This is a genomic window from Azohydromonas caseinilytica (assembly GCF_012927045.1).
Classification (GTDB): Bacteria; Pseudomonadota; Gammaproteobacteria; order Burkholderiales; family Burkholderiaceae_C; genus Azohydromonas; species Azohydromonas caseinilytica.
Genome location: NZ_JABBFW010000001.1, coordinates 55,047 through 81,364 on the forward strand (window position 1 = coordinate 55,047; position 26,318 = coordinate 81,364).

29 protein-coding genes are annotated in these 26,318 nt (G+C 66.8%); 15 read left to right on the top strand and 14 right to left on the bottom strand.

Features of this window, described 5'->3' with window-relative positions; genetic code table 11:
* Window positions 1-55: 55 nt before the first annotated feature.
* Genes HHL10_RS00305 through HHL10_RS00315 form a run of 3 tightly spaced genes read right to left on the bottom strand, consistent with a single transcriptional unit; the run spans window position 56 to window position 3,805 of the window.
* A complete protein-coding gene (locus HHL10_RS00305) occupies window positions 56-625 on the bottom strand; it encodes a Uma2 family endonuclease (RefSeq protein ID WP_205832850.1) in 570 nt (189 codons plus the stop codon).
* A 37-nt stretch (window positions 626-662) separates the two neighbouring features.
* On the bottom strand, window positions 663-1,724 hold the full coding sequence (locus HHL10_RS00310) for an aminopeptidase (RefSeq protein WP_169158354.1): 1,062 nt from the start codon (window positions 1,722-1,724) through the stop codon (window positions 663-665).
* Window positions 1,721-3,805 (bottom strand): molybdopterin-containing oxidoreductase family protein, encoded by a 2,085-nt coding sequence (locus HHL10_RS00315; protein WP_169158355.1) that lies wholly within the window; start codon window positions 3,803-3,805, stop codon window positions 1,721-1,723. The genes HHL10_RS00310 and HHL10_RS00315 overlap by 4 nt, the downstream gene beginning before the upstream one ends.
* A 92-nt stretch (window positions 3,806-3,897) precedes the next feature.
* Between HHL10_RS00315 and HHL10_RS00320 the strand changes: the two genes are divergently transcribed.
* The 11 genes from HHL10_RS00320 (at window position 3,898) to HHL10_RS00370 (ending at window position 11,961) form a co-directional block, all read left to right on the top strand.
* Window positions 3,898-5,091, top strand: a complete 1,194-nt coding sequence (locus HHL10_RS00320) for a M20 aminoacylase family protein (RefSeq protein ID WP_169158356.1) — start codon at window positions 3,898-3,900, stop codon at window positions 5,089-5,091.
* Between the two features lie 31 nt (window positions 5,092-5,122).
* Window positions 5,123-6,214 carry a M14 family metallopeptidase gene (locus tag HHL10_RS00325; protein ID WP_205832851.1) on the top strand — a complete coding sequence of 364 codons (1,092 nt, stop codon included), beginning with the start codon at window positions 5,123-5,125 and terminating at the stop codon, window positions 6,212-6,214.
* A gap of 20 nt (window positions 6,215-6,234) precedes the next feature.
* Window positions 6,235-6,501, top strand: a complete 267-nt coding sequence (locus HHL10_RS00330) for a hypothetical protein (protein WP_169158357.1) — start codon at window positions 6,235-6,237, stop codon at window positions 6,499-6,501.
* Between the two features lie 8 nt (window positions 6,502-6,509).
* On the top strand, window positions 6,510-6,887 hold the full coding sequence (locus tag HHL10_RS00335; RefSeq protein WP_169158358.1) for a type II toxin-antitoxin system VapC family toxin: 378 nt from the start codon (window positions 6,510-6,512) through the stop codon (window positions 6,885-6,887).
* Between the two features lie 25 nt (window positions 6,888-6,912).
* A complete protein-coding gene (locus HHL10_RS00340) occupies window positions 6,913-7,761 on the top strand; it encodes a hypothetical protein (RefSeq protein ID WP_169158359.1) in 849 nt (282 codons plus the stop codon).
* A gap of 569 nt (window positions 7,762-8,330) precedes the next feature.
* Entirely contained in the window at window positions 8,331-9,347 is a 1,017-nt protein-coding gene (locus HHL10_RS00345; protein ID WP_169158360.1) for an IS701 family transposase, read from the top strand.
* A 69-nt stretch (window positions 9,348-9,416) separates the two neighbouring features.
* Window positions 9,417-9,929, top strand: a complete 513-nt coding sequence (locus HHL10_RS00350; protein WP_169158361.1) for a hypothetical protein — start codon at window positions 9,417-9,419, stop codon at window positions 9,927-9,929.
* A gap of 90 nt (window positions 9,930-10,019) precedes the next feature.
* Entirely contained in the window at window positions 10,020-10,442 is a 423-nt protein-coding gene (locus HHL10_RS00355; protein WP_510528605.1) for a DUF2778 domain-containing protein, read from the top strand.
* Window positions 10,439-10,705 carry a hypothetical protein gene (locus tag HHL10_RS00360; RefSeq protein WP_169158363.1) on the top strand — a complete coding sequence of 89 codons (267 nt, stop codon included), beginning with the start codon at window positions 10,439-10,441 and terminating at the stop codon, window positions 10,703-10,705. The genes HHL10_RS00355 and HHL10_RS00360 overlap by 4 nt, the downstream gene beginning before the upstream one ends.
* A gap of 83 nt (window positions 10,706-10,788) precedes the next feature.
* The gene (locus HHL10_RS00365) at window positions 10,789-11,181 is read left to right on the top strand and encodes a hypothetical protein (RefSeq protein ID WP_169158364.1); all 393 of its coding nucleotides are present in this window, start codon (window positions 10,789-10,791) and stop codon (window positions 11,179-11,181) included.
* A 510-nt stretch (window positions 11,182-11,691) separates the two neighbouring features.
* A complete protein-coding gene (locus tag HHL10_RS00370; protein ID WP_169158365.1) occupies window positions 11,692-11,961 on the top strand; it encodes a hypothetical protein in 270 nt (89 codons plus the stop codon).
* A 24-nt stretch (window positions 11,962-11,985) separates the two neighbouring features.
* Here HHL10_RS00370 and HHL10_RS00375 read toward each other — a convergent pair whose 3' ends face one another.
* From HHL10_RS00375 to tal, 3 genes are read right to left on the bottom strand one after another with little or no spacing between them, the layout of a single operon-like run.
* Window positions 11,986-12,600 carry an HAD family hydrolase gene (locus tag HHL10_RS00375; RefSeq protein WP_169158366.1) on the bottom strand — a complete coding sequence of 205 codons (615 nt, stop codon included), beginning with the start codon at window positions 12,598-12,600 and terminating at the stop codon, window positions 11,986-11,988.
* The gene (pgi, locus tag HHL10_RS00380; protein WP_310734494.1) at window positions 12,597-14,213 is read right to left on the bottom strand and encodes a glucose-6-phosphate isomerase; all 1,617 of its coding nucleotides are present in this window, start codon (window positions 14,211-14,213) and stop codon (window positions 12,597-12,599) included. The genes HHL10_RS00375 and pgi overlap by 4 nt, the downstream gene beginning before the upstream one ends.
* Window positions 14,210-15,163: a transaldolase gene (tal, locus tag HHL10_RS00385; RefSeq protein ID WP_169158367.1), complete on the bottom strand. Its 954-nt coding sequence runs from the start codon at window positions 15,161-15,163 to the stop codon at window positions 14,210-14,212. Before tal ends, pgi begins: the two co-directional genes overlap by 4 nt.
* A 169-nt stretch (window positions 15,164-15,332) precedes the next feature.
* Between tal and zwf the strand changes: the two genes are divergently transcribed.
* The 3 genes from zwf to HHL10_RS00400 all read left to right on the top strand — a co-directional run bounded on the left by zwf (window position 15,333) and on the right by HHL10_RS00400 (window position 18,987).
* Window positions 15,333-16,805, top strand: coding sequence for a glucose-6-phosphate dehydrogenase (gene zwf / locus HHL10_RS00390; RefSeq protein WP_169158368.1), 1,473 nt, complete (start codon window positions 15,333-15,335; stop codon window positions 16,803-16,805).
* A gap of 14 nt (window positions 16,806-16,819) precedes the next feature.
* Window positions 16,820-18,043, top strand: coding sequence for a right-handed parallel beta-helix repeat-containing protein (locus HHL10_RS00395; protein ID WP_169158369.1), 1,224 nt, complete (start codon window positions 16,820-16,822; stop codon window positions 18,041-18,043).
* 74 nt (window positions 18,044-18,117) lie between these two features.
* Window positions 18,118-18,987: a MurR/RpiR family transcriptional regulator gene (locus HHL10_RS00400; RefSeq protein ID WP_169158849.1), complete on the top strand. Its 870-nt coding sequence runs from the start codon at window positions 18,118-18,120 to the stop codon at window positions 18,985-18,987.
* On the opposite strand, the gene HHL10_RS00405 is transcribed toward HHL10_RS00400, so the two are convergent.
* Entirely contained in the window at window positions 18,969-19,193 is a 225-nt protein-coding gene (locus tag HHL10_RS00405) for a hypothetical protein (RefSeq protein ID WP_169158370.1), read from the bottom strand. The genes HHL10_RS00400 and HHL10_RS00405 overlap by 19 nt on opposite strands.
* Window positions 19,194-19,303: 110 nt before the next feature.
* On the opposite strand from HHL10_RS00405, the gene HHL10_RS00410 reads away from it, so the two are divergent.
* Window positions 19,304-20,491 carry a right-handed parallel beta-helix repeat-containing protein gene (locus HHL10_RS00410; RefSeq protein ID WP_169158371.1) on the top strand — a complete coding sequence of 396 codons (1,188 nt, stop codon included), beginning with the start codon at window positions 19,304-19,306 and terminating at the stop codon, window positions 20,489-20,491.
* 118 nt (window positions 20,492-20,609) lie between these two features.
* Here HHL10_RS00410 and HHL10_RS00415 read toward each other — a convergent pair whose 3' ends face one another.
* The 7 genes from HHL10_RS00415 to HHL10_RS00445 form a co-directional block, all read right to left on the bottom strand.
* A complete protein-coding gene (locus HHL10_RS00415) occupies window positions 20,610-20,909 on the bottom strand; it encodes an STAS domain-containing protein (protein WP_310734495.1) in 300 nt (99 codons plus the stop codon).
* 2 nt (window positions 20,910-20,911) lie between these two features.
* Window positions 20,912-21,529, bottom strand: a complete 618-nt coding sequence (locus HHL10_RS00420) for an MlaC/ttg2D family ABC transporter substrate-binding protein (RefSeq protein WP_375138924.1) — start codon at window positions 21,527-21,529, stop codon at window positions 20,912-20,914.
* A gap of 93 nt (window positions 21,530-21,622) precedes the next feature.
* Complete coding sequence (locus HHL10_RS00425; protein ID WP_169158372.1) at window positions 21,623-22,420, bottom strand: MlaA family lipoprotein; 798 nt, start codon at window positions 22,418-22,420, stop codon at window positions 21,623-21,625.
* Between the two features lie 32 nt (window positions 22,421-22,452).
* Entirely contained in the window at window positions 22,453-22,968 is a 516-nt protein-coding gene (mlaD, locus tag HHL10_RS00430; protein WP_169158373.1) for an outer membrane lipid asymmetry maintenance protein MlaD, read from the bottom strand.
* 32 nt (window positions 22,969-23,000) lie between these two features.
* Entirely contained in the window at window positions 23,001-23,792 is a 792-nt protein-coding gene (gene mlaE / locus HHL10_RS00435; RefSeq protein ID WP_169158374.1) for a lipid asymmetry maintenance ABC transporter permease subunit MlaE, read from the bottom strand.
* On the bottom strand, window positions 23,789-24,622 hold the full coding sequence (locus HHL10_RS00440) for an ABC transporter ATP-binding protein (protein WP_375138929.1): 834 nt from the start codon (window positions 24,620-24,622) through the stop codon (window positions 23,789-23,791). Before HHL10_RS00440 ends, mlaE begins: the two co-directional genes overlap by 4 nt.
* A 179-nt stretch (window positions 24,623-24,801) precedes the next feature.
* Complete coding sequence (locus HHL10_RS00445; RefSeq protein ID WP_169158377.1) at window positions 24,802-26,268, bottom strand: glutamate synthase subunit beta; 1,467 nt, start codon at window positions 26,266-26,268, stop codon at window positions 24,802-24,804.
* Window positions 26,269-26,318: the final 50 nt, after the last annotated feature.

A 26,318-nucleotide genomic window follows, 5' to 3' on the forward strand; every position in this document is an offset into this window, starting at 1 on the left:
TCTGACTACGCGCAAGGCGGCTTCACGCAGCAGAACCTGCGCGCCTCGACCAGCTTCAGGCGCTTGAGCCTTGGGGAGCACCCGGCGTCACGTCCTCCCACAGCACCTGCGCCTCCAGCGCCAGCCCCACGCTGTCCAGCCGCACTGCCTCGCCGGTGCCAAATGGGTGCAGCACCCAAAGCCCATCGTTTCCCTGGCGGTAGAGGTCGCCGCGGCGCTTGTCCGGATCGAGCAGCAGGTACTCGCGCAGCGAGGGCAGCAGCCGGTAGTCGGCGAACTTGTCGCCGCGGTCGAAGGCCGCCGTCAAGGGCGACAGCACCTCCACCACCAGCACCGCTTCGCGCTTGACCAGCGGGTCGGTGTCGGCCGCGCTGCAGGTGACCAGCACGTCGGGGTAGTAGAAGCAGTCGGCCGCCTCGACGCGCAGCTTCATGTCCAGCATGAGGACGCGGCACGGCGTACCGCGCAGCTGGGCACGCAGCGCCATCACGACATTGCCGACCACTGTGTTGTGCCGCTCGTCGGCACCGGCCATCGGGAACACCTCGCCGCGCACGAACTCGCGCTTCACGGTCTCGTGCGCATCCCAGGCCAGGAACTCCTGAGCAGTCATGCGTTGCGTCATCGCGGTTCGCTCCTTCCAAGACGCCTTTGGGTGCGCCTCAGGACCCCGCTCCCTCCAGCGCCCTCCTCCGCTCCGCCTTCGACATCTCCGCCAGCCGCTTGGCCTCAGCGTGGAACCGCTCCCAATCCCCGCCCACGCGCTCGAACAGCCGGATGAAGGCCGGCACCAGGTCGCCGTAGGCGCCCTGCACTGCCAGCGCGGCGTTGTTGGCGCGGGCCACCCAGCGGTCGTAGCCGTCGTAGCCGCCCCACTCCTGCCGCTTGACGCGCTCGTACTCGTCGCGGAACTGCGCCATCAGCGCCGCCTTGCGTGAGCGCTTCTCCTCATCGGGTGCGTCGCCGCGGTACAGCGCGTCCAGCCGCTCGCGCAGGCCACGCGTGAGCGCCCGGAATTGCGCGCGCCGCGCCTCGATGGCCTCGTGCTCCTCGCGCAGCCGCGGGTTGCCGCGCTGCTGCATCCAGCGCTCCAGGCCGAGCCGTTCCACGGCCGTGGCGTAGGACTCGTTGAACGCGGTGTCGTCGTCGGCGTAAGCCTTCTGGTGCGCCAGTTCATGGAACAGCAAGCGCGCCAGCTCCGTCTCCGGGCCGAGGGCGAAGGTGTTGAGCAGCGGGTCGCCGCCGAGCCAGTTGCTCCAGCCCAGCGTCGAGTAGGCCGGCACGCCGTAGACCAGCACCTCCCAGCCCGCCCCTTTCAGCTCGTCGCCCAGCGCCTGCGCCTGAGTGCGCTCGAAGTAGCCGCGGTAGCCCACGCAGCCCAGCACCGGGAAGCACCAGGTCTTCAATTGCAGCGACAGCTCCGGCGCCGCCACCACGTTCCACACCGCGGCGTCGCGCTGCAGGTCGGCATAGCGGCGGTAGCTGGCGTTGTCGGGCAGCTTCAGCTCGGTGACGGCGAACTCGCGCATCTCCTGGCTCAGGCGCAGGCGCTCGCGCAGCGCGACGGGCGTGTGCTCGTCCCGCACCCAGTCCTTCACCGGCCGCGCCCGCGCCAGCAGGTCGAAATGGCCGTGCAGCGACTGGGCGTAGTAGCCGACGCTGGAGCAGCCGCCCAGCACCGGCAGCAGTGAGGCAAGGAGCAGGGATCGCAGCCCCGCCCTCACGCCGCCTGCACCTCCACCAGGCAGTCGTAGAAGCTCGGCCCCTGCCCCAGGTCGGTCAGCCGCTGGTGCGTCAGCTCGTTGACGTTGCGCCCGTCCAGCCCCAGCTTGCGCCACCAGATGCCCAGGCCGTTGACCACGCCCGGCCGCGCCCGGGTGCTCACCCGCGCGCGCAGCCGGATCTCGCCGCGATCGTTGAACACCCGCACCAGGCCGCCATCGACCACGCCGCGCGCCATCGCGTCGTCCGGCGCGATCTCCAGCACCGGCTCCCCTTCGATGTCGCGCAGGCTCTTCACGTTCACGAAGGTGGAATTGAGGAAGTGCCTCGCCGGCGGGGAAATCATGGCCAGCGGGTAGCGCCGCGCCAGCTCGGGCGTCGTTTCGGTGCTCTCGTAATTCGGCACGAAGTCCGGCACGCCCAGCCCCGGCGCATCCACGATCACCTTGCCGTCCGGCGTCGGGAAGCCGCCCTCGGCGAAAGGCGCGTCCGGAATGGGCAGCCGCACCCAGCCGCGCGCACGCAGATCGTCGAAATCGACACCCTTGAGCGCATGGCGCGCCAGCGTCTCGTCGTCGTCCTGGAAACACGGCTCGTCGAAGCCCATGCGCGCCGCCAGCAATCTGAAGATTTCCGTGTTCGGCTTGGCCTCGCCCAGCGGCGCAATGGCGGGCTCGTTGAGGAGCACGTCGGTGTGGCCGTAGGAGGTGTGGACGTCCAGGTGCTCCAGCTGCGTGGTGGCGGGCAGCACGATGTCGGCGTGGTCGGCGGTGTCGGTCTGGAACTGCTCCAGCACCACGGTGAACAGGTCTTCCCGTGCGAAGCCGGCCGCCACCTGCGCCGATTGCGGCGCCACCGCCACCGGGTTGCTGTTGTAGACCAGCACCGCCTCGACGCGCGGGCCGAAGCCGGGCGCGGCCTCGCGCAGCAGGTCCTGCCCGATGGTGCTCATGTTGATGACGCGCGGCCGGCGCTCGCCCAGCAGGTCCGGGCGCTGCAGGCCGGCGTCGTTGCGCACGTTGGCGAACCAGCCCGAGGCCGACAGCAGCAGCCCGCCGGCGCGATGGCGCCAGGCGCCGGTCAGGCAAGGCAGCAGCGCAATCAAGCGCACCGCATTGCCGCCGCCGCGCACGCGCTGCATGCCGTAGTTCAGGCGGATGGCGGCCGGTTTCACGGTCGCGTAGTCCTGCGCCAGCTCGCGGATCAGCCCGGCCTCAACGCCGCAGACCTCAGCCGCGCGCTCGGGCGTCCAGGCCAGGGCGCGTTCCTTGAGCTGGTTGAAGCCATTGACGTGGCGGGCGATGTAGTCGTGGTCCAGCGCCTCCAGGCGGATCAGCTCGTGCATCAGCGCCAGCGCCAGCGCGCCGTCGGTGCCCGGGCGCAGCGCCAGGTGGCGGTGGCACTTGTCGGCGCTGTCAGTGCGGCGCGGGTCGATGCACCACAGCTTGGCGCCGGCGCGCTTGGCCTGCTGCGCCAGGGTCCAGAAGTGCACGCTGGAGGTGATCGGGTTGCTGCCCCAGATCAGGATCAGCCTGCTCTCGGCGAAGAACTGCACCTTCATGCCGACCTTGCCGCCGTAGGTCGCCCCCAGCGCCGCGCCGCCGGCGGAGGCGCAGATGGTGCGGTCCAGGCGCGAGGCGCCGAGGCGGTGGAAGAAGCGCCCGGCCATGGCCTCGCCCTGCAGCAGGCCCATGGTGCCGGCGTAGCTGTAGGGCAGGATCGCCTCGGGGTCGCGCGCGGCGATCTCCTTGAGGCGCGCCGCGATGGTGTCCAGCGCCTCGCCCCAGGAGATGCGCTGGAACTGCCCGCTGCCCTTGGGGCCGACGCGCTTCATCGGGTACAGCAGCCGCTCGGGGTGGTACGTGCGCTCGGTGTAGCGGCTGACCTTGGTGCACAGCGCGCCCAGCGTGCGCTCGTGCTCCGGGTCAGCCTGCACGCGCAGGGCCCGCCCGTCCTGCACCGTGACGCGCAGCGCGCAGGTGTCGGGGCAGTCGTGCGGGCAGGCACCATGCACGTGCTTCACGGGGGACGGCGCGGCGTCGGCGGGGTCGGAAGAAGGGGGATTCGGGGCCTGGACATCCATCGCCGCACTATTGCACAGCGCCTTCAGGGGTGCCCCGAAGGGGGGATGACGGCGGCTAAGATTCCTGGCAACCGCCTGAGCAGGAGCCCTTGATGCAGTTGATCGAATCCATCCTGGCCGAAGCGGCTGGCCTTGCCGAGCTGCGCCGGGACATCCATGCCCACCCCGAGCTGTGTTTCGAGGAAGTGCGCACCGCCGACCTGGTGGCGCAGAAGCTGGAGAGCTGGGGCATTGAAGTGCACCGCGGCCTGGGCCGCACCGGGCTGGTGGGCGTGATCCGCAACGGCTCCTCGCCGCGCGGCATCGGCCTGCGCGCCGACATGGACGCGCTGCCCGTCACCGAGCACAACCACTTCCCGCACGCCAGCCGCCACCCCGGGAAGATGCACGCCTGCGGCCACGACGGCCACACCGCCATGCTGCTGGCCGCGGCCCAGCACCTGGCCAAGACGCGCAACTTCGACGGCTCGGTGTACCTCGTGTTCCAGCCGGCCGAGGAAGGCGGCGGCGGGGCGCGCGAGATGATGCGCGACGGCCTGTTCGAGCGCTTCCCGATGGAAGCGATCTTCGGCGCCCACAACTGGCCGGGGCTGCCGGTGGGCAGCATCGCCGTCAAGACCGGCCCCTGCTTCGCCTCCAGCAACGAGTTCAAGATCGTGCTCAACGGCAAGGGCTGCCACGGCGCCATGCCGCACATGGGCACCGACCCGGTGCCCGCAGCCTGCCAGATGGTGCAGGCCTTCCAGACCATCCTGACGCGCAACATGCGCCCCATCGACACCGGCGTGATCTCGGTGACGATGATCCACACCGGCGAGGCCACCAACGTCATCCCGGAGAGCGTGGTGATGGAAGGCACGGTGCGCACCTTCTCCACGGCGGTGCTGGACCTGATCGAGCGCCGCATGCGCCAGATCGCGCAGGCCACGGCCGAGGCCTTCGAGCTGGAGTGCGAGTTCAGCTTCGACCGCAACTACCCGCCCACCGTGAATCACGACGCCGAGACCGCCTTCCTGCGCCAGGTCGCGGCCGAGGTGCTGGGGCCGCAGGGCGTGCGCGAGTTCGACGCCACCATGGGCGCGGAAGACTTCAGCTACTTCCTGCAGGAGAAGCCGGGCTGCTACTTCGTGATCGGCAACGGCGACGGCGCGCACCGCCATGGCGGCCACGGCTTGGGGCCCTGCACGCTGCACAACCCGAGCTACGACTTCAACGACGAGCTGATCCCCATCGGCGCCTCGCTGTGGGTGCGGGTGGCCGAACGCTGGTTGCAAATGCCGCGCTGAACTGCTGCTGACAAACCTCGTGGAGGCTGTGATGAGCGAATCGGACTTCTTCTCCCGCAGCTATCCCGAGGCCCGGACGAAATTCCTGGCCGCGGCCGAGGCCGCGGAGCTGGACGTGCATTCCGAAATCCACCCGCTGCTGGGCCGCGACGGCGAGACGCTGGCGCTGGACGTGACGCGCAGCGGGCCGATGGAGGCCGAAAAGCTGCTGATTGTCAGCAGCGGCTGCCACGGCGTGGAGGGCTACGCCGGCGCCGGGGTGCAGATCGCCCTGCTGCGCGACCCCGACTTCCTGGCCGAGGCGCGGCGCGCGGGCGTGGCGGTGCTCTTCTTGCACGCGCTGAACCCGTGGGGCATGTCGTGGTGGCGCCGCGTCACGCACGAGAACATCGACCTGAACCGCAACTTCATCGACTTCCACCAGCCGCTGCCCCAGAACCCCGGCTACGACGCGCTGCACCCGCTGCTGGTGCCCGCCACCTGGCCGCCCCCGGCGGAGAACGAGGCGAAATTGCAGGCCGAGCTGGCGCGCCAGGGTATGGCGGCGCTTCAGCAGGCGATCAGCGGCGGGCAGTACTCGGAGCCGGAAGGTTTGTTTTTCGGCGGCCATGCCCCGAGCTGGAGCCAGCAGGCGCTGCGCCACGTGCTGCGCGACCACGCCACGCGCTGCGCGAAACTGGCCTGGATCGACCTGCACAGCGGCCTGGGCCCTACCGGCGTGGCCGAACCCATCCTGGCTGGCGACGGCCGCGACGCGGCGTTGCTGCAGCGGGCGCAGGCCTGGTGGCCGGCGCTCAAATCCACGCACGACCACAGTTCCAGCTCGGCTGCCATTTCCGGCTCGATGTGGAACGTGGTGGCGCAGGAATGCCCGCAGGCGGAATACACGGGGATCGTCCTGGAATTCGGCACCGTGCCGTTGTTGCACGTGCTGCAGGCGTTGAGGGCGGATCAGTGGCTGGAGAATCATCCGGAAAAGCCGCTGCGGACGCCGCAGGCGGAGGGGATTCGGGAGGGTTTGTTCGGGGCATTCTTTATTAATGTGCCCAGCTGGAAAGAGGCTTTATTGCGACAGGGTCGCGAGGCAACACAGGCGGCGGTCCAAGGCTTGCTGGCGCATTGAGCCGATCCAGGAGAACGTCAATGAATGCCATCGTGATCGAGCATGTTTCCGTCTCGGAATTGCCAGAGGCTTGGCGGGAGAAGCTGGGCCAAGCGGCCGATGCCACGGTGACGGTGTGTATTGAGCCTGAAGCTCCTGCGCAACCGGAAGGGGATGTGGCTCAATTTGCCGACGATCCGCTGTTTGGGATGTGGCGGGATCGGGAGGATATGGCAGATGTGGACGGCTATATCCGGCACATCCGTGCGCCGCGTTTCAACGATGAAGGCATGAGCGGTAAATCCTGAGAGCCGCCATGCTGATCGACTCGGACGTACTGATCTGGTTAACACGAGGCCACGTTGGTGCGGCACAGCGATTGAGCACTCTGTTGCCTTGGCGCATCTCGGTGGTGACCTATATCGAACTGATGCAAGGTTGCCGCGACAAAGTTGAACTGACAAGACTGAAAAAGGGACTGGCTGCGCGAAATACAGAGGTATTGCAAATCACACCGGCCATTTCCCAACGCGCGGCAGAATTGGTCGAAGATCTGGCGCTGTCGCATGGCATGCGGCTGGCTGATGCGCTCATTGGCGCCACGGCGGGCGAGCACGGCATTTCGCTACTGACAGCCAATGCCAAACACTTTGGCGTCATCACTGGTTCACAAATAGATGTATTCGCTCCTTGACCATTAACTTAGCGTTCAAGCTCGCATGACATCTTCCCGAGACAATTTCACAAAAGAGGTTGCTCGGGCACTGCAAGAACGAGCCGGCAACCACTGCTCCAACCCGCAATGCCGTTGCCTCACCTCTGGCCCAAACGAATTCCCAACGAAATCCTCACGAATTGGAATCGCGGCTCACATTACGGCTGCCGCGCCAGGAGGGCCACGCTATGACTCTTCAATAACGGCAGAGGAAAGGAGTTCAATCAAAAATGGCATCTGGCTTTGCCAGTCATGCTCGCGCCTTATAGACACAGATCCCAGCCATTATCCAATCGAACTACTCTCGCAATGGCGCACCAATGCTGAACAGTGGGCGCGGGAACACATAGAAAGCGGAACCCGGTTTTCTGTTTTGAACAACAGCACAGACACTGACCCATCCAAAAACAGAGAAGCAAAAGAACCAATTTACATCGAATATTCCATCGATGAGAACTCCATCAAACGCCTACCCAAAAAAGAGGTATACAAGTATGCACTGATATTTTATGCATCATTTCCTCCCCCTATCCTGGTAATTCTTGCACATTACTACAACATCCTTTCATCCTTAGGCACAGGGACAGGAATGGCTTTAACCATCGCCGCGACCATTACCATAGCCAGCGCAGTACTTACCAACACACACCGAAAAATCGCAACTACAACGTTTAGATCAAACACAGCATCGTTCATTGATGGATACTGGTTCGAACAAGAACCAGATGGCAACTATATTCGATACATAAAACAGCGCAGTGCATTTACCCAAAATGCACAGGAACCGTATTCATACGCTTCGCCCCCGTTCGAGAGCAAGCAAATCACACGCTTATCGGAATGTGCAACATAGGCGGCCAGCGGCACACCTATACAGTTGACTTCAATGGCATTGGACTTCGCCAACAATTCGACTGGAGAGATCCAGAAAAGCAGGCGCCGTATAAATACAATATTCATCAGACAACCTTACCCCCCAAATTCCCTCGACTCCCTGCCAGAGCCTACTTCAGCGACACAAAAATCGAGCGCTCAACCGTTCAACTGCACAGCGGCGACCCGCAGCACAAGGCACTTTCGTCACTTGCAGGGCAACAATGGTGGCATCAGTATTTTCAGCAACCTCAACCTGAGGACAGTTTTCGATCCGATTTCTCGTGCATGCATGGCATACCGCAGCATTGGTGCGCGTAAGCCATACTCTGGCGCTGAAGCATGTATCTTGGAAGGAGATGTTCTTGGACTACGATCTGCTCCTCAAGATTGGCACACTGATGGTCGGGGCCATCGGCACCTGGAAACTCATCATTGACAGGACTTACGCAAAAGATTGGCATAAAATCATGGAAGCCGCCTGAATTAATTTCGACTTGAACTTTTTGAAAGCGTCGATCATAGTTTCGTCTTTCACCAGGTGGCGACATGAATCCATCCCGCGTGGACTACTGCCAGTTCCTGCTATCGAGCCAAGTCAACTTCACGTTGACGCACTATGCCGAGCATCATGCCCACTTCAGTCATGACGCCCTCAATCGGTATTTGAACGGTGAACGCATCACATCGCGCATCATCTGGGAAAACATCCGACCTCATGTGATTCCCAGCGCTCATGGCTATTTGATTTTTGACGACACCGTACTCGACAAGTCTTATTCCCATCGTATCGAATTGGTAAGAAGCCAGTACAGCGGCAATGCGCATCGTGTGATCAAAGGCATTGGCGTAGTGACATGCGTGTACGTCAATCCAGAATTGCAGCAGTATTGGATTATCGACTATCGCATTTTTGCGCCGGATCAGGATGGCAAGAGCAAGCTCGACCATGTACAGGACATGCTCGACAGCTTGTTGCTGCACAAGGGCTTACCCGTACGCACGGTGCTCATGGACAGCTGGTACGCCACCAGTGCCCTCATGGCCTACATCGCTTCCAAGAAGCTCATCTATTACTGCCCTCTCAAGGACAATCGTTATGTGGACGACTCCAAAGAGGGGCGTCCTTATCAACGTGTGGACAGTCTGCAGTGGAATGATCTTGAACTGCACCAAGGCAAGCTCGTCAAGGTCAAAGGTTTTCCGCCCGAGCATCGGGTGAAGCTATTTCGTGTGCCGGTGTCCACCCACCGCATCGATTGGATCGTGACCAACGATCTATCTCAGGATTCCACGGATGCAACACAAGAGGCGTGCGGCATGCGCTGGAAGATCGAGCAGTTTCACCGCGAATTCAAGCAGCTCACTGGAGCGGAAAAATGCCAGTGCCGGCGCGGCCGGATGCAGCGGAACCATATTGCTTGTGCCGTGCTAGTTTGGGATTGCTTAGCAGCTCAGGCGCGACAGCTCGGGAAAACACTCTATCAGCTCAAACGCGAGATGCTGTCCAACTATCTAAGAGCCGAGCTGCGCAGCCCGTTGGTGCGGATGGTGCTCGCTGCGTAAGTCCTAATTGATTTCATGCGTGGCCGCCACGGACACTTACGGGATGAATACAAGTTCGCTCGTGAGTTCATGACAGATCTGCATGCAAACCCAAGAATGCATCCATTCTTAAAGCAAAAGGGTTACCAAGCCATTGCAGGGGACACACGACTTTCAGCAACTGAAATAGAGTACCTCCTCACACTCCAGAACTCATCTCAGGCGTTGAAAGACTTTGTGCTGGGTCGCCAGTATGTAGACCACTTGGCCACCGCAGCGGGATCGCAGTTGGTTTTCAAAAGCAAGTATCGACCCGTATGGCGACGCAGGTTGCTCAAGACTTGGTACCTTTTTCTCTATTGTGTCTTCTACACACTCGGATTCTCGCCGCTATTGTTTCCCATATTTGGCATATCCACCCCATCAAAGATGCCTCTCACCTTTATTTTTACTGCCGCCCTCTTTTTTCCAGCCGGTTTCTTTATGCTCAAGGCGGGCGTGCGCATCGCCCGAGCAGAGGCCTTGGTGAAAAACCAGCACCACCATACCCAAGCCGTCGTGCTCGCCCACTCGCCGCTCCAGCGAGGGACAACCACGAGTTGATGGTTGGCATCCCCAGCGTATCCTGGCTTTTCTTTCAGATCGGAGGGAAGCGAAATGCATCGATGCACCTTCGTCCTCAACGACAAGCCGATGAGCAGTTTCACCATTGGCGCCACCTCGTTCCCTGCATTCTCTGGTCTAGGCGATTTCGTTAATCAGCGCAGCCGCGCATGCACAGCCGGCAAGGGTGCGATACCACCCGGCAGCTACTATATTTTTGACCGGCAATCCGGCGGCCTGCTCGGTCCGCTACGCGACCTGTTTTCCGACCATAGCAACTGGTTTGCGCTGCATGCCATTGACGAAAAAATCGACGATGAAACTTGGTGCAATCAGGTCAAGCGCGGTGCTTTCCGGCTCCACCCCAAAGGCACGTTCGGCATCAGCCAAGGTTGTATCGTTATTGACCAGTCCGCTGATTATCAATTGCTGAGGGCCATGCTCAGGAGCAGTTCGCCCACGGCGGTGCCAGGAAGCAGCTTGAAAGCCTACGGCACGGTGGTGGTCCGATGAAAAAAGGCCTTCGTCTTGGCCTTGCCATTCTTTGGGTATTGTCTGCCACCATTCTTCTCACCCGCCTCTGGCTCGCAAACCCCGGCGCATTTCCTCAGGTTCCCCAGCCCTTCGCCCTCTGGCTGGTCGAGCTCTACGGCTCCCAGAACGGTGAAGAGCTGGCCGATCTGGAAATGTGGTTCAGCCTGGCTGTTTCATTCAGCATCGTCACGCTGGCGACCTTGCTGGGAGGGTTCATATGGCACCGCATCCGGCGCGGATAATTTCCCTGCCTGATCCAGGCCTTCCACCAATGGGCACGATCTCTTGAGCAGCACGGGTTCTCATTTATCTTAAAACTGCGACGATGAATTCATTATTTCTGTTCACCGACAGCGAAATTGCGGCAGCCGTGCCAACGCCCGAAGGCGTCCATATCCGGCTGTCTGCCGCCCATGTCGTGCAAAGCAACCCTGCGATTTCAGAGAAATCGATTGAGGGCTTCTCCCAAGGTGTGGAGCTCGTTCTTCCAGGCGTTCAGCTTGATAAACCAGCAACCGACCTCATCGGCCGCCTCTCCCAAGGCCGAATAAGAATCAACGGCCAATGGTCCCCCTCCATTCCCCTGCCTCACACCCACAGCGGCCCCACCAAGCTGGAATTGAGCTTCGCCAACCAGTCGTTTCTGGCGCTGGAGGCGGAGGGGATGGAATGCCGGTTCGAAGGGGAGCCGAATTTTCATGAGTCAATGGTTTGCTGATTTCTTCAGCAGGCGCATGGAGCGACTTCGGCCGGATTGGGGGCCGCCTGGATTCCCGCCTTCGCGCACTGCTGTCCGGGGAAACTTGGAAACCGGTTTGCAGCGCTGGCTGCGACGCAGGCCGCCAGCCCACCCAGTCGTCATCCCGGCGAAAGTCGGGATCCACGCCTGCCGTGGTGTTGGCATGGCCCACGTTGGCACACTCCAATGCATGCCAAGGCAGCGTTTGCAGCGTTCGTGGATCCCGGCTTTCGCCGGGATGACGACGCTTTTTCTGCGGCCTGCGCTTCGACAAGCCTTGGAAACCGCGCAACAACTTTCCCCGGACAGCAGTGCGCCTTCGCGGGCATGACGGAGTAGTAAGTGCGGCACATCAGCTCACGGCAAACAAAAAACCAGAAACTCCATTTGAAAATCAGCTTTTCTGCCGAATGGGTGATTTTCAGCAAGCGATGACTTGAGCTGTCTGCCACCTTAAATTCGCCCACGAAACCACCGCACGGAGCAGCCATGGCCACCATAGAAATCACCTTGCCCGACGACCTGGCCCAGCAGGCCGCCGACGCCGGGCTGTTGGCGCCCGAGGCCATCGAGCACCTGCTGCGCGAAGCGCTGCGCCGCCACGGCAGCGGTGAGCCGCAGTCGCAGCGACAACCGTGGCGCCGGCATCCGGCGGAACTGATCACGCCGCCAGCGGGCGACGGCAGTTCGACAGCGGCGCGCACGGTGCAGGAGGAACTGGACCGGCGCGCTGCCGGTGGCGGGCCGGCCGCGGACTGACACCGCGGCCCGCCCCGCGCGGGCTCAAGCCGGCAAGCCCAGCGCCTTCAGCTCCCCCGCCACCTGCGGGGCATCGCGGAACAGCACCGCCTCCCACCCGAAGGCCCGCGCCGCCTGCACGTTCTCCGGGTGGTCGTCGATGAACACCACCGACTGGCCCTCCAGGCCGAAGCGTTCGTGCGCCAGCTCGTAGAAGCCGCGCTCGGGCTTCATGCGCTTCACGCGCCCGGAGAACAGGCCGCCATCGAAGTGCTGAAGGAAAGCGTGATGCCGCTCGATGTGGTCGGCGTAGGACGCCGGCATGTTGGAGAAGTAGTGCTGGCGCAGCCCCTGCTTCTGGAAGCGCTGCAGCAGCGCCACGCTCTCGGGCAGCGGCTGCAGCTCCTCGTACACCGCCACGATCACGGCCTGCACCTCGGCCTCGCTCAGCCCCGTGCGGCGCGCGATGCGGTGCGCCAGCGCCGGCTCGTCCAGGTCGCCGCGGTCGAAGGCGCCCCACTCGCCGCCCTCCACGAAGAAGCGCCGGCGCCAGGCCGTGGCGCTGGCTTCGTCCGTGACGTGGCGCGGCAGCACCTGGCGCAGCAGCAGCGCCGGGCGCCAGCGCAGCAGCACGGCGCCCAGGTCCCAGATCAGCCTCATGCGCGCAACCTCTTCAGCAAGCCGGCCGTGGAGCCGTCCAGCCCGGCCACGTCGCCGGACTCGAAGCGCGGCAGCAGCGCGTTGCACAGCGCCTTGCCCAGCTCCACGCCCCACTGGTCGTAGCTGTTGATGCCCCACACCACGCCGCTGGTGAAGACGCGGTGCTCGTACAGCGCCACCAGCGCGCCCAGGCTGCGCGGCGTCAGCCGCTCCAGCAGCAGCGTCGTGCTCGGCCGGTTGCCGGGGAAGCTGCGGTGCCGCGCCAGCACGGCCGGGTCGATGTCGGACGCGGCGGTCGGCGCCTTCTCGCTGCTCGCCTCGTCGGCCGTCTTGCCCAGCATCAGCGCCTGCGACTGCGCCAGGCAGTTGGCCAGCAGTTTCACCTGCAGGTCCGCATGCGGATGCGCCGGCTCGCGCACGGCGATGAACTCCACCGGGATCACGTCCGTGCCCTGGTGCAGCATCTGGAAGAAGGCGTGCTGGCCGTTGGTGCCGGGCTCGCCCCACACCAGCGGGCTGGTCTCGAAAGGCACCGGGTCGCCATTGAAATCCACGCGCTTGCCGTTGGACTCCATCTCCAGCTGCTGCAGGTAGGCCGGCAGCCGCGCCAGGCCCTGGTGATACGGCGCCACGCAGCGGCTGGTGTAGTGGTGGAAGTCGCGGTTCCACACCTCCAGCAGGCCCATCAGCGCCGGCAGGTTGCGCTCCAGCGGCGCTTCGGCGAAATGCCGGTCCATGGCATGCGCGCCGGCCAGCAGCTCGCGGAAATTGTCGGCGCCGATGGCGATGGCGATGGGCAGCCCGATCGCGCTCCACAGCGAGTAGCGCCCGCCCACCCAGTCCCAGAAGCCGAAAGTCTTGTCGATGCCGAAGGCCGCCGCCGCCGGCACGTTGGTCGTGGTCGCAGCGAAGTGGCGGGCGATGTCGGTGCCGCCCTTCTCCAGGAACCAGGCCCGCGCCACCTGCGCGTTGGCCATGGTCTCCTGCGTGGTGAACGTCTTGCTGGCGACGATGAACAGCGTGGTGGCCGGGTCGAGCTGCGCCAGCAGCGGGGCGATGTCGTGGCCGTCCACGTTCGACACGAAATGGCTGCGCAGCCCCGGCCGGGTGTAGGGCTGCAGCGCCTTGACCACCATCAGCGGGCCCAGGTCCGAGCCGCCGATGCCGATGTTGACCACGTCCGTGTAGCCACCGGCACGCACTTCCTCGGCATAGGCCAGCATGCGCTCCAGCACCGCGTGCACCTCGTCGCTGAAGGGGCCCTGGCCCTTGGGCGCGCGCAGCGCGGTGTGCAGCACGGCGCGGCCCTCGGTGGTGTTGACGGTGGCGCCGGAGAGCAGCGCGTCGCGCCGGGCTTCCAGCCCCACTTCGCGCGCCAGCTCCAGCAGCAGGCGCCGCGTCGCCTCGTCCCAGCGCTGCTTGGACAGGTCGGCGAAGACTTCGGGCGCCTGCAGGCCGAAGCGCTCGAAGCGCTGGGGGTCGTTGTTGAAGGCCTGGCGCAGGTCCAGGTCGCGGCCGTGGGCCTGCCAGTGGCCGCGCAGGCCGCTCCAGGCCACGGTCCAGTCGCCGCGCACGAAGCCGGCGACGGAGACTTCGGGCGCGGCGCGGCTCACTTGCGCAGCTCCTCGATCATCCGATCGAGCTTGGCGGCGTCGGCCGCGAAGGCCCGGATGCCCTCGGCGAGCTTGTCGCTCGCCATCGCGTCCTCGTTGAGCGCGTAGCGGAACTGCGGCTCGTTGTAGGTGTGGGCGTGGATGGGCAGGGCCTTGGCGGCCTGCGCGTCCAGGCGCTTGCTCACCGGGGCGTCGCTGCCCTGCAGCGCGGCCAGCAGGTCGGGGCTGATGGTGAGCAGGTCGCAGCCGGCCAGGGCCAGGATCTGCCCGGCGTTGCGGAAGCTCGCGCCCATCACCTCGGTGTCGATGTCGAAGTGCTTGTAGTAGTTGTAGATGGCGCTGACGCTCTTGACGCCGGGGTCGTTCTCGCCGGCGTTGGCGGCCTCGTCCCAGGCCGCGCCGGCCTGCTTCTTGTACCAGTCGTAGATGCGGCCCACGAAGGGCGAAATGAGCGTCACGCCGGCGTCGCCGCAGGCCACGGCCTGGCAGAAGGAGAACAGCAGCGTCAGGTTGCAGTGGATGCCCTCGTGCTCCAGCGCCTTGGCGGCCTGGATGCCCTCCCAGGTGGCGGCGACCTTGATCAGCACCCGCTCGCGCGAGATGCCCGCGCGCTCGTACAGGCCGATGAGGTGGTGCGCGCGCGCGATGGTGCAGGCGGTGTCGAAGCTCAGCCGCGCATCGACCTCGGTGCTCACGCGCCCGGGCACGACCTTCAGGATCTCCAGGCCGAAGCGCACCAGCACCTCGTCCACCACGCGCTCCAGCGGCGCCCGGCCCTGGGCCTTCACCACCTCCTGCAGCAGCGGCGCGTACTCGCTCTGCTGCACGGCCTTCAGGATCAGCGATGGGTTGGTGGTGGCGTCGCGCGGCGCGAACTGCGCCAACTGTTTGAAGTTGCCCGTGTCGGCGACAACGATGGTGTGCTGCTTGAGCTGATCGAGTTGGTTCACGGCGGGTGGTCCTGCAGGCGGCGCCTGCGCTGCGTTCAGAAACAGTCTCGGCGCGCCGGCACCGTCCAATCGGCCCCGCGCGCGTTGACCCTCCTAAGAAACTCTAGCATCATGAATCATGTAACTCAGTTACATCCCGGGCACCGCCCTTGCAGCAAAGTCTTTCACGATGTCTTTTGATCTAGTGTTCTTCGGCGGTACCGGCGACCTGACGTGGCGCAAGTTGATGCCGGCCCTGTTCCAGGCCTTCCGCCACGGCAAGCTGCCGGCGGGCGGGCGCATCCTGGCGGTGGCGCGCGATGCGCGCACCGACGACGAATACCGCGCCTTCATCCGCGAGCGCTTCGACAACGTCGAGGCCGCCAAGCGGCCCAAGGACGAGGAGTTCGCGCAGTTCGCCCAGCTGCTGCACTACCGGCAGATGGACCTGTCGCAGCCCGAGCACTACGCGCGCCTGAAGCGCTGGCTCGATGAGCCGCGCTCCGAGGAAGGCCGCTCCAGCCCGGCCGACACCGTGGTGCTGTACCTGGCCACCAGCCCGCACCTGTTCACCGTGATCTGCGAGCAGCTCGGCGCCGTGGGCCTCAACCACGAGCGCGTGCGCGTGGTGCTGGAAAAGCCCCTGGGCCACGACCTGCAGAGCGCGCGCCAGATCAATGCCGTGGTGCGCTCGGTGTTCAAGGAAAGCCAGGCCTTCCGCATCGACCACTACCTGGGCAAGCCCTCGGTGCAGAACCTCTCGGCGATGCGCTTTGGTAACGCCCTGTTCGAGCCGCTGTGGCGGCGCGAGAGCATCGCCAACATCCAGATCACGATCGCCGAGTCGCTGGGCGTGGGCACGCGCGGCGACTTCTACGACCGCACGGGCGCGCTGCGGGACATGATCCAGAACCACGCGCTGCAGCTGCTGACCATGATCGCCATGGAGCCGCCGCCCACCGCCGATGCCTACGCCATCCGCGACGAGAAGCTCAAGGTGCTCAAGAGCCTCAAGCCCTTCACGCGCGAGAGCGTGCAGCGCGACGTGGTGCGCGGCCAGTACCGGGCCGGCAGCGTGGACGGCAAGAGCGTGCCGGGCTACCTCGACGAGGCCAAGGTGCCGCCGGGCAGCCGCTGCGAGACCTTCGTGGCGCTGCGCACCGAGGTGCAGAACTGGCGCTGGGCCGGCGTGCCCTTCTACCTGCGCACCGGCAAGCGGCTGGGCGCGCGCGATGCGCACATCGTCGTCAACTTCCGCCCGGTGCCGCACCCGATCTTCGCGGGCGTCACCCAGCCCAACAAGCTGGTCATCAAGCTGCAGCCCGAGGACGGGCTGGAGCTGCACCTGATGGCGGCCAAGGGCGACTACCGCGCCGGCGACACGCTCTCGCCGGTGTCGCTGGACCTGGACTTCGACAAGGCCTTCCCCAGCGAGCGCGTGGGCGCCTACGAGCGGCTGCTGCTGGACGCCATCGCCGGGCGGCTGAACCTGTTCGTGCGCAGCGACGAGCAGGAGCAGGCCTGGGCCTGGGTCGAGCCGATCCTGCAGTGCTGGGCCGAGGACCATGTCGGCCCGCGTCCCTACGCCGCCGGCAGCTGGGGGCCGCCAGCCGCCAGCGCGCTGGTGGCGCGCGACGGCTTCATGTGGGACGAAGAGCAGTAAGGCACGACACGATGATGAAGAGGCGAGATCTGTTGCAGGCGCTGGCGCTGGTCGGCGCGGTGCCCGCGAGCCGCGCGCAGGCGCCGACGCAGCTGCAGGTGCAGGTGGAACGGGAAGCGGAGCGGGCCCCGGCGCAGGCCGAGGGCACGGTGCACCGGCTCCAGCCGGGCGACAGCCTGGCGGCGCTGCTGGCCGCGGCGCGCGACGGCGACACCATCGAGGTGATGCCCGGCACGCATCGCGCGCAGGCCGGCGTGATCCTGCAGCGCCGGCTCACCCTGCGCGGCGTGGGGCCCGTGCGCCCGGTGCTGCAGGCCGAGGGCGCGGCGGCCGAAGGCAAGGGGCTGCTGGTGGTGCGCAATGCCGAGGAGGTGCGCATCCAGAACCTGGAGTTCCGCGGCGCGCGCGTGCCCGACCGCAACGGCGCGGGCATCCGCCACGAGCGCGGGCGGCTGCTGGTGCAGCGCTGCGGCTTCTTCGACAACGAGATGGGCATCCAGACCGCCAGCGACCCCGACACGGCGCTGGAAGTGCAGGGCAGCGAGTTCGGCCGGGCCGCGCGCGACACCGCGCAGGAATACAACCCGCCGCACCTGCTCTACGCCGGCCGCATCCGGCGGCTGCGGGTGGCGGGCTGCCACTTCCACGACGGCTACATCGGCCATCTGCTCAAGTCGCGCGCCCGCGAAAATATCGTCAAGTACAACCTGCTGGTGGACGGGGCGGCCGGGGAGGCCTCGTACGAGCTGGAGTTTCCCGAGGGCGGCCTGGCCTGGGTGGTGGGCAACGTCATCGGCCAGGGCGCGCGCACGCAGAACCCGGACCTGGTGTCCTTCGGCGCCGAAAGCTCCACCGCCTCCGTCCACGGTCTCTACATGGCCCACAACACCTTCATCAACGAGCGCAGCGCCGGCGGCACCTTCGTGCGCGTGGGCGCGGCCCGGCTGGCGGCCGGCCTGGACATGCGCTTCGTCAACAACCTGCTGCTGGGCACGGGCAGCGTGCAGACCGGCGCGCAGCCCTGGTCCGACAGCAACCGCAGTGGCACGCTGGCCGCGCTGCAGCAGCCCGCGGGGCTGAACTTCCGCCTGGTGGCGGGCTCGCCGCTGCGTGGCACCGGCGTGGCACCGGGCAGCGGCGGCGGACGCTCGCTGGCGCCCGCGGCGGAGTTCCAGGTGCCGCTGGGCACGCGCGCGATCTCGGCGCCGGCGGTGTGGACGCCCGGCGCGTTCCAGTGAGCAGCACCGCGGCGCTGCCGCACCCGGGCCTGGACGACGCCGCGCCGCCGCGCTCCGCCGCCGAGGCCAGCCCGATGCTGGAGCGCGTCCGCGCCTGCCTGCCCGCGCTGTCCCCGGCCGAGCAGCGCGTGGCGCGGCTGCTGCTGGAGGACGCGCGCGCCTTTGCCGAGACGCCGGTGGCGGAGCTGGCCGAGCGCGCCCGGGTCAGCAAGCCCACCGTGGTGCGCTTCTGCCGTAGCGTGGGCTACGGCGGCTTGGCGGACTTCAAGCGCAAGCTCGTCGGCAGCGTCAACGAGGGCGTGCCCTTCGTGCACCGTGCCGTGGGGGCCGACGACAAGCCCGGAGAGCTCATCGTCAAGGTGGTGGACAACGCCATCGGCGCGATGCTGGCCTACCGCAACCAGGCCGCGCCGCAGGCCTTCGAGCGCGCGCTCGACGCGCTGGAGCAGGCCTGCCGCGGCCACCGGCGCATCGACTTCTACGGCGTGGGCAACTCCGGCATCGTGGCGCAGGACGCGCAGCAGAAGTTCTTCCGGCTGGGCGTGACGGCCGCGGCGGTGATCGACAGCCACATGCAGGTGATGAGCGCCACCATGCTGCAGCCCGGCGACTGCGCGGTGGTCATCAGCAATTCCGGCCGCAGCCGCGACCTGCTGGACGTGGCCGACATCGCGCGCCGGCGCGGCGCCACGCTGATCCTGATCACCGCCAGCGCCACGCCGCTGGCGCAGTCGGGCAACGGCGTGCACCAGATCCTGCTGGCGGTGGACCACCCCGAGGACGCCGACCGCTACAGCCCCATGGTGTCGCGGCTGCTGCACCTGCTGGTGATCGACGTGCTCACCACCGGCCTGGCGCTGCGCCTGGGCAGCGATGCGCTGCAGCCCATGCTCCAGGAAATCAAGAAGAACCTGCGCACGCGCCGCTACGTCAACGGCGCCTGACGCTCCCAGGCGCTGCCCCAGGCCGCCGCGGTCGTTACCGCAGCGCCCGGCATCTTTCTCCCGCCCTCGATCTCGGACAGCCGGTACGGCGTTCCCGTTACCGGCGTCGTTGCTTCAGTTACTGTTTGCGACAAACCCGAATCAAGTTTTCCGAGGGAAGTGACGAACCCAAACAGGTCGGGACCTGAAGCGAGCGGCTGTTCCATGCATGAGCCAGGCCCCGGGTGGCCCGCGACGCCCTGTCGCGGGCTCTGTGGGACCACCGGTGCCCCGGCGCCCTGGTGGGAAGAAACGGCCTCATGCGGGAGGACGGCCAATGAGAAGAAGAGAACTGATCCAGACGCTGGCACTGGCGGGCGTGGCGCCGATGGTGGGCGGCTTGGCCCAGGCACAGACCACGGGCACGGTGCGCCAGCTCTATCCGGGCATGTCGCTCGCGGCCCTGCTGGCCGCCTCGGCCGATGGCGACACCATCGAGGTGATGCCCGGCACCTACCGTGCGCAGGTCGGCGTCATCACGCAGCGCGTGCTCACCATCCGCGGCGTGGGCAGCACGCGCCCGGTGTTCCAGGCCGACGGCGTCTCGGCCGAGGGCAAGGGCATCCTGGTGGTGCGCCAGGCCGACAACGTGCGCATCGAGAACCTGGAGTTCCGCGGCGCGCGCGTGCCCGACCTCAACGGCGCGGGCATCCGCTTCGAGCGCGGCCGCCTCACGGTGGGCAACTGCGCCTTCGTCGACAACGAGATGGGCATCCTGACCGGCAACGACGCCACGTCCGAGCTGGAGGTGATCAACAGCGATTTCGGCTACACCGGCCGCAGTCCCGCCGCCACCTCGCCCTACCCGCCGCACCAGCTGTACGCGGGCCGCATCAAGCGGCTGACCATGACGGGCTGCTACTTCCACGACGGCTACATCGGCCACCTGCTCAAGTCGCGCGCCCGCGAGAACGTCATCCTCTACAACCAGCTGGTGGACAGCGTTGACGGCAAGGCCTCGTACGAGATGGACTTCCCCGAGGGCGGGCTGGTCTGGGCCATCGGCAACGTCATCGGCCAGAGCCCGTTGAGCCCGAACTCGACCATGCTGTCCTACGGCGCCGAGACCTCCAGCGCCACGGTGCACGGGCTCTACCTGTCGCACAACACCTTCGTCAACGACCGCAGCGCCGGCTGCACCTTCGTGCGCGTGGGCGCGGCGCGGCTGGCGGCCGGGCTGGACATGCGCTTCGTCAACAACCTGCTGCTGGGCACGGGCGACGTGGCCACCGGCAGCTCGGCCTGGGTCGGCACCAGCGGCAACTTCAAGACCGCGATCAGCGTGCTGCAGGCGCCCTGGTCGCGCAACTATCGCCTGGTGACGGGCTCGCCGCTGCGCGGCAAGGGCGTGGTGCAGGGCAGCGCGGGCGGACGCTCGCTGGTGCCCACGGCCGAGTTCAAGCTGCCCCTGGGCACGGTTGCGCTCGCATCCCGCACCACCTGGTCGCCCGGCGCGTACCAGTAAGCACCGCGCCAGGTCCGTAGACCGCAGCGGCTGCCCTCAATGGAAAAACCCCGGCATGTCCGCTGGAGCGGGCATGACGGGGTTGGTGCTTGAGCGCTCAGGCGCGGACGAACCGGCTTCAGGCGGCGTTGGCCGCGACCGGCAGCGCCTCTTCCAGCCCCGGCAGCGCCTCGTCCACGCCGTAGAGCTGGGCCAGCTCGACCAGCGGCCGGGGCGCGCCGGTGATGCGCAGGTCGCCGCCGGCGGCCTGGGCGCTGCGGCGCAGCTGCAGCATCACCGCCAGCGCGGCGGAATCGAAGTCACGCAGCGCGGAAGCATCGAGCTCCATGCGCGCGCTGCCCGTGAGCGTCGGCTCCAGGGTGCGCAGCGTCTGCACGGCCGTGGCCAGCGTCAGGGTGTAGGGCAGCGTCAGGGCCACGTTCAGCCCTTGCCGCCGCTCTTGTTGCGCTCGGCCAGCTTGGAGATCAGGCCATCGAGGCCGCCGCTGGCGATCTCCTGGGCGAAGCTGTTCTTGTACTGATCCACCATCCACACGCCGGCGACGTTGACGTCGTAGATCTTCCAGGCATCGCCAGCCTTCTCCAGCCGGTAGTCGAGCTGGATGGGCTCGCTGCCGCCGCGCACCTCGCTGCGCACCACGACCTCCTGGTCGGCGGCGTTGCCGCGGAAGGGCTTGAGCGCCACGGACTGGTTCTTCACCTGCGTGAGCGCGCCGGCGTAGGTGCGCACCAGCAGGGTCTTGAACTCCTCCTGCAGGCGCTGCTTCTGCTCGGGCGTGGCGGTGCGCCAGGAGCGGCCCACCACGGCGGCGGTCATGCGCTGGAAGTTCACGTGCGGCAGCACCTTGGCGTCCACCAGCGTGCGGATGCGGGCCACGTCGCCGCCCTGCACGGCCTTGTCGTTCTTGAGGGCGTCGAGCACCTCGTCCGAGAGCTGGCGCACGAAGGCGTCGGGTGCCGCCGCGCTCTGCGCGTGCAGCGGGCCGGCCAGCATCAGGGTGCCGAGAAAAGCAAAGAGGGCCAGAAGTTTTCTGATCACGGAAGTGGTTCCTTCAGGTTGCGGTCACCGTCGCGGCGGTGCCGGTTCTCCAACGCGCCAGGGCGCCGGCCGGTTCACCGCCAGGGTGCGAATTCACCGCGCCGGAATCGGAGCAGGCGTGGGCGCCTCGGGCGCGGCGGGGGCGGATGACTCCACAGGGGCATCCGGCGTGCCGGCATCGTCCTCCGGCTCTTCCGGCTCCTCGGGCGGATTGCCGTCCCACACCTGGCTGTTGCGGCGCGCCAGGTAGGCGTCGCGCAGGAACTGGTACTTGTCCAGCGCCACGTCCTCCAGCAGCTGGCCGGCCTGCAGCAGCTCGGAGCGGCGATGCACGACCTGCACCGCGGTGGCGGCGGCCACGTCGCGCGTGGGGCCGAACAGCACGGCGCTGGGCGTGGTCTGCAGGTCCAGCGTCAGGCCGGCCGTGTCGCGCACCGAGGACGGGCCCAGGAACGGCAGCACCAAATACGGGCCGGCGCCCAGGCCCCAGCGGCCCAGCGTCTGGCCGAAGTCCTCGCTCTGGCGCTCCAGGCCCATCTCGGTGCCCCAGTCCAGCACGCCGCCCAGGCCGAAGAAGGTGTTGACGATCACGCGCATGCTCATGTGCACGCCCTCATGCGCCTTGCCCTGCAGGAACTGGTTCACCGCGGACCAGGCGTCGGCGAAGTTGCCGATGAAGTTGCCCACCCCGGTGCGCACCGGCGAGGGCACGACGTCGCGGTAGGCCGTGGCCACGGGCACGAGCACCGTGCGGTCCACCGCCTCGTTGAAGCTGAAGATGGGGCGGTTGATGCGCTCCAGCGGGTCCCTGGACGTCTGGGACTGGGACTGGGCCTGCGCGCCGCCGCTCGACAGCAACGCGGCGGCCAGCAACAGGGGGGCATGCTTCATGGCGGAGCTCCTGGGAGAACGGGCGGGCGGCTTCACGGCTTGGCGGGGGCCGGCGCGCTGGCGGCGTCGCCGTCCCCACCGGTGCCGCCGCCGGCGTCGGCGGCCTTGCTGAAGAGGAACTGGCCGATGAGGTTTTCCAGCACCACGGCCGACTGCGTCTGCGTGATGGTGGCGCCGGGCGCGAGCATCTGGTCCTCGGCGCCGGGCTCGATGCCGATGTACTGGTCGCCCAGCAGGCCCGAGGTCAGGATCTTGGCCGAGGAGTCGCGCGGGAAGCTCACGCCCTTGGCGACCTGCAGCGTCACCACGCCCATGTAGGTCTGCGGGTCCAGCGTGATGGACTCGACGCGGCCCACCGTGACGCCGGCGCTGCGCACCGCCGCGCGCTGCTTGAGGCCGCCGATGTTGTCAAAGCGGGCCTTGAGCATGTAGGTCTCGCCGTTGCCGAAGCTCGTCAGGTTGGCGGCCTTGAGCGCCAGGAACAGCAGCGCCGCCAGCCCCAGCAGCACGAAGCCGCCCACGAGGATCTCGATACTTTTCTTTGCCATGGGTTGAGTGTGAGGAATTCGGGGCGTGGGCTTCAGGGCGTGGAGAACATCAGCGCGGTGAGCACGAAGTCCATCGCCAGCACGCCCAGCGAGGAGATCACCACCGTGCGCGTGGTGGCGTAGGCCACGCCCTCGGGCGTGGCCTGGGTCTCGTAGCCCTGGTAGAGCGCGACGAAGGTGCAGATGACGCCGAACACCGCGCTCTTGACGATGCCGTTGCCCACGTCGCGCCAGACGTCCACGCGGTCCTGCATGATCGACCAGAAATTGCCCGAGTCCACGCCGATGAGCAGCACCGCCACGACGTAGGCGCCCAGGATGCCGATGGCCGAGAACATCGCCGCCAGCAGCGGCATGGCCACGATGCCGCCGACGAAGCGCGGCGCCAGCACGCGCGCGCGCGGGTCGATGGCCATCATCTCCATGGCCGAGAGCTGCTCGCCGGCCTTCATCAGGCCGATCTCGGCGGTGAGCGAGGTGCCCGCGCGGCCGGCGAACAGCAGCGCCGCCACCACGGGGCCGAGCTCGCGCACCAGCGCCAGGTTGACGATCAGGCCCAGCGACTCCGTGGCGCCGTAGGTCGTGAGCGCGTAGTACATCTGCAGCGCCAGCACGAAGCCGACCGCCATGCCCGAGGCCAGGATGATCAGCAGCGACAGGTTGCCGATGGCATGCAGTTGCGCCACCACCAGCGAGAAGCGCGCCAGCGCCGCCGGCGTGGCGCGCAGCAGGTCCAGGAAGAAGAAGGTCGCGTGCCCCAGCGAGCCCAGCATCTGGATGACGCCCGCGCCCAGGCGCGCCAGCGCGTCGAGCGGGGTCTTCATGCCGCCCTCCCTGGCTTGGCGACACCGAAGTCCTGCGCCAGCGGCGGCGCGGCGTAGTGGAACTTCACCGGGCCGTCGGGCTCGCCGCGCACGAACTGGCGCACCTCGGGGTCGGTGGAGGCCATCAGCTCGGCCGGCGTGCCCTGCGCCACGATGCGCCCGCCCGGCGCGGCCATCAGGATCACGTGGTCGCTGATGGCCATGCATTCGGGAATGTCGTGCGACACCACCAGCGAGGTCGCGCCCGTGGCGTCGCCCAGCTTGCGGATGAGGTTGGCCGCCACGCCCATGGAGATGAGGTCCAGGCCCGCGAAGGGCTCGTCGTACATGATCAGTTCCGGGTCCAGCGCGATGGCGCGCGCCAGCGCGATGCGCCGCGCCATGCCGCCCGACACCTCCGAGATGCGCAGCGGCGCCGCGCCGCGCAGGCCCACGGCGTTGAGCTTCATCAGCACGATGTCGCGCACCAGCGCCGGCGGCAGGTCGGTGTGCTCGCGCAGCGGAAAGGCCACGTTGTCGAACACGTTCAGGTCGGTGAACAGCGCGCCGAACTGGAACAGCATGCCCATGCGCCGGCGCAGCCGCAGCAGCTGGGCGCGGTCGCGAGCGTTGACGACCTCGCCGTCGAAGCGTACCTGGCCCGAGTTCGGCGCCGCGATGCCGCCGATGAGGCGCAGCAGCGTAGTCTTGCCGCAGCCCGAGCCGCCCAGGATGGCCGTGACCTTGCCGCGCGGGAAGCGCAGCGTCACGTCGTTGAGGATCAGCCGGCGGGCGTCATAGCCGAAGCTGACATGGTCGATCTCGATCAGGGAATCGGGGTCGGGCATCAGAAGAGGCGAGGGGCGCGAGGAATCGCGCAAAAAAGAAGGCCCGCCGGCATCAATGCGGGCGGGCCTTCATTGTCTCATGCACGCTGCTGTGGTATCGGCAGCGTTGTTGCTTCGCAGCAAGCGGCTTGCCAACCCGGGCCGCTTGTGAACAAAACGGCGCCGAGGCAAGCGCAGGAGCGTCAGCGCGGCAGGTCGCTGGCACCCGTCAGGAACTCGTCGATCGCGCGCGCGGCCTGGCGGCCTTCGCGGATCGCCCACACCACCAGGCTCTGGCCGCGGCGCACGTCGCCGGCGGCAAAGACCTTGGGCACGTTCGTGACATAGCCGCCGGTGAAGTCGGTCGTGGCCTTGGCGTTGCCGCGCGGGTCGCGCTCCACGCCGAAGCCTTCGAGCAGCGTGTTCACCGGGTTGGTGAAGCCCATGGCCAGCAGCACCAGGTCGGCCTTGAGCACCTGCTCGGTGTTCGGCACCTCGACCATCTTGCCGCCCTCCCACTGCACGCGCACCGTCTTGACGCCGGTGACCTTGCCCTTCTCGCCGATGAACTCCTTGGTGGCGATGGCGAACTCGCGCTGGCAGCCTTCCTCGTGGCTGGAGGAGGTGCGCAGCTTGTACGGCCAGTACGGCCAGGTGAGGTCCTTGTTCTCCTGCTCCGGCGGCATGGGCAGCAGCTCGAACTGCGTCACGCTCACGGCGCCATGGCGGTTGCTGGTGCCCACGCAGTCGCTGCCGGTGTCGCCGCCGCCGATCACGACGACGTGCTTGCCGTCGGCGCGGATCTGGCCCTTGAGCTTGTCGCCGGCGTTGAGCTTGTTCTGCTGCGGCAGGAACTCCATGGCGAAGTGCACGCCGTCGAGCTCGCGGCCCGGCACGGGCAGGTCGCGCGAGACCTCGGAGCCCGCAGCCAGCAGCACGGCGTCGAACTCGGCTTGCAGCTGCTCGGTCGTGACGCGCTCCTTGGCCCAGTTGGTCACCTTGGAGCCCTTGGGCAGCTCGCCCACGATGACGCCGCAACGGAACACCACGCCCTCGGCCTTCATCTGCTCGACGCGACGGTCGATGTGCGACTTCTCCATCTTGAAGTCGGGGATGCCGTAGCGCAGCAGGCCGCCGACGCGGTCGTTCTTCTCGAACACCACCACGTCATGGCCGGCGCGCGCGAGCTGCTGCGCCGCGGCCAGGCCGGCGGGGCCGGAGCCGATGACGGCGACCTTCTTGCCCGTCTTGGCCTTGGGCGGCTGCGGCACCACCCAGCCTTCGGCCCAGGCGCGGTCGATGATGGCGTGCTCGATGGACTTGATGCCCACCGGGTCGTCGTTCACGTTGAGCGTGCACGCCGCCTCGCAGGGCGCGGGGCAGATGCGGCCGGTGAACTCGGGGAAGTTGTTGGTCGTGTGCAGGACCGTGATCGCGTTGCGCCAGTCGTTGCGGTAAACGAGATCGTTGAAGTCCGGGATGATGTTGTTGACCGGGCAGCCGTTGTTGCAGAACGGCGTGCCGCAGTCCATGCAGCGCGCGCCCTGCACCTGCGCCTGCTCGGCGCTCAGGCCGATCACGAACTCCTTGTAGTTCTTCAGCCGCGTCTCGACGCCCTCGTAGCCTTCCTCGATGCGCTCGTACTCGAGGAAGCCGGTGACCTTACCCATGATGTTTCTCTACCTTCACTGATCGTTGGCCGCCGCGGCCGCGCGCGCTG

Bases quoted from the DNA above. Each gene is read 5' to 3' on its own strand.
- HHL10_RS00305 (WP_205832850.1), bottom strand. From the start codon at position 625: ATGACGCAACGCATGACTGCTCAGGAGTTCCTGGCCTGGGATGCGCAC.
- HHL10_RS00360 (WP_169158363.1), top strand. From the start codon at position 10,439: ATGAAAAAAGGCCTTCGTCTTGGCCTTGCCATTCTTTGGGTATTGTCT.
- HHL10_RS00325 (WP_205832851.1), top strand. From the start codon at position 5,123: ATGAGCGAATCGGACTTCTTCTCCCGCAGCTATCCCGAGGCCCGGACG.
- HHL10_RS00330 (WP_169158357.1), top strand. From the start codon at position 6,235: ATGAATGCCATCGTGATCGAGCATGTTTCCGTCTCGGAATTGCCAGAG.
- HHL10_RS00320 (WP_169158356.1), top strand. From the start codon at position 3,898: ATGCAGTTGATCGAATCCATCCTGGCCGAAGCGGCTGGCCTTGCCGAG.
- HHL10_RS00345 (WP_169158360.1), top strand. From the start codon at position 8,331: ATGAATCCATCCCGCGTGGACTACTGCCAGTTCCTGCTATCGAGCCAA.
- HHL10_RS00370 (WP_169158365.1), top strand. From the start codon at position 11,692: ATGGCCACCATAGAAATCACCTTGCCCGACGACCTGGCCCAGCAGGCC.
- mlaD (WP_169158373.1), bottom strand. From the start codon at position 22,968: ATGGCAAAGAAAAGTATCGAGATCCTCGTGGGCGGCTTCGTGCTGCTG.
- HHL10_RS00375 (WP_169158366.1), bottom strand. From the start codon at position 12,600: ATGAGGCTGATCTGGGACCTGGGCGCCGTGCTGCTGCGCTGGCGCCCG.
- HHL10_RS00340 (WP_169158359.1), top strand. From the start codon at position 6,913: ATGACATCTTCCCGAGACAATTTCACAAAAGAGGTTGCTCGGGCACTG.
- HHL10_RS00400 (WP_169158849.1), top strand. From the start codon at position 18,118: ATGCTGGAGCGCGTCCGCGCCTGCCTGCCCGCGCTGTCCCCGGCCGAG.
- HHL10_RS00405 (WP_169158370.1), bottom strand. From the start codon at position 19,193: ATGGAACAGCCGCTCGCTTCAGGTCCCGACCTGTTTGGGTTCGTCACT.
- HHL10_RS00335 (WP_169158358.1), top strand. From the start codon at position 6,510: ATGCTGATCGACTCGGACGTACTGATCTGGTTAACACGAGGCCACGTT.
- zwf (WP_169158368.1), top strand. From the start codon at position 15,333: ATGTCTTTTGATCTAGTGTTCTTCGGCGGTACCGGCGACCTGACGTGG.
- HHL10_RS00365 (WP_169158364.1), top strand. From the start codon at position 10,789: ATGAATTCATTATTTCTGTTCACCGACAGCGAAATTGCGGCAGCCGTG.
- HHL10_RS00410 (WP_169158371.1), top strand. From the start codon at position 19,304: ATGAGAAGAAGAGAACTGATCCAGACGCTGGCACTGGCGGGCGTGGCG.
- mlaE (WP_169158374.1), bottom strand. From the start codon at position 23,792: ATGAAGACCCCGCTCGACGCGCTGGCGCGCCTGGGCGCGGGCGTCATC.
- HHL10_RS00395 (WP_169158369.1), top strand. From the start codon at position 16,820: ATGAAGAGGCGAGATCTGTTGCAGGCGCTGGCGCTGGTCGGCGCGGTG.
- HHL10_RS00425 (WP_169158372.1), bottom strand. From the start codon at position 22,420: ATGAAGCATGCCCCCCTGTTGCTGGCCGCCGCGTTGCTGTCGAGCGGC.
- HHL10_RS00350 (WP_169158361.1), top strand. From the start codon at position 9,417: ATGACAGATCTGCATGCAAACCCAAGAATGCATCCATTCTTAAAGCAA.
- HHL10_RS00355 (WP_510528605.1), top strand. From the start codon at position 10,020: ATGAGCAGTTTCACCATTGGCGCCACCTCGTTCCCTGCATTCTCTGGT.
- HHL10_RS00315 (WP_169158355.1), bottom strand. From the start codon at position 3,805: ATGGATGTCCAGGCCCCGAATCCCCCTTCTTCCGACCCCGCCGACGCC.
- HHL10_RS00445 (WP_169158377.1), bottom strand. From the start codon at position 26,268: ATGGGTAAGGTCACCGGCTTCCTCGAGTACGAGCGCATCGAGGAAGGC.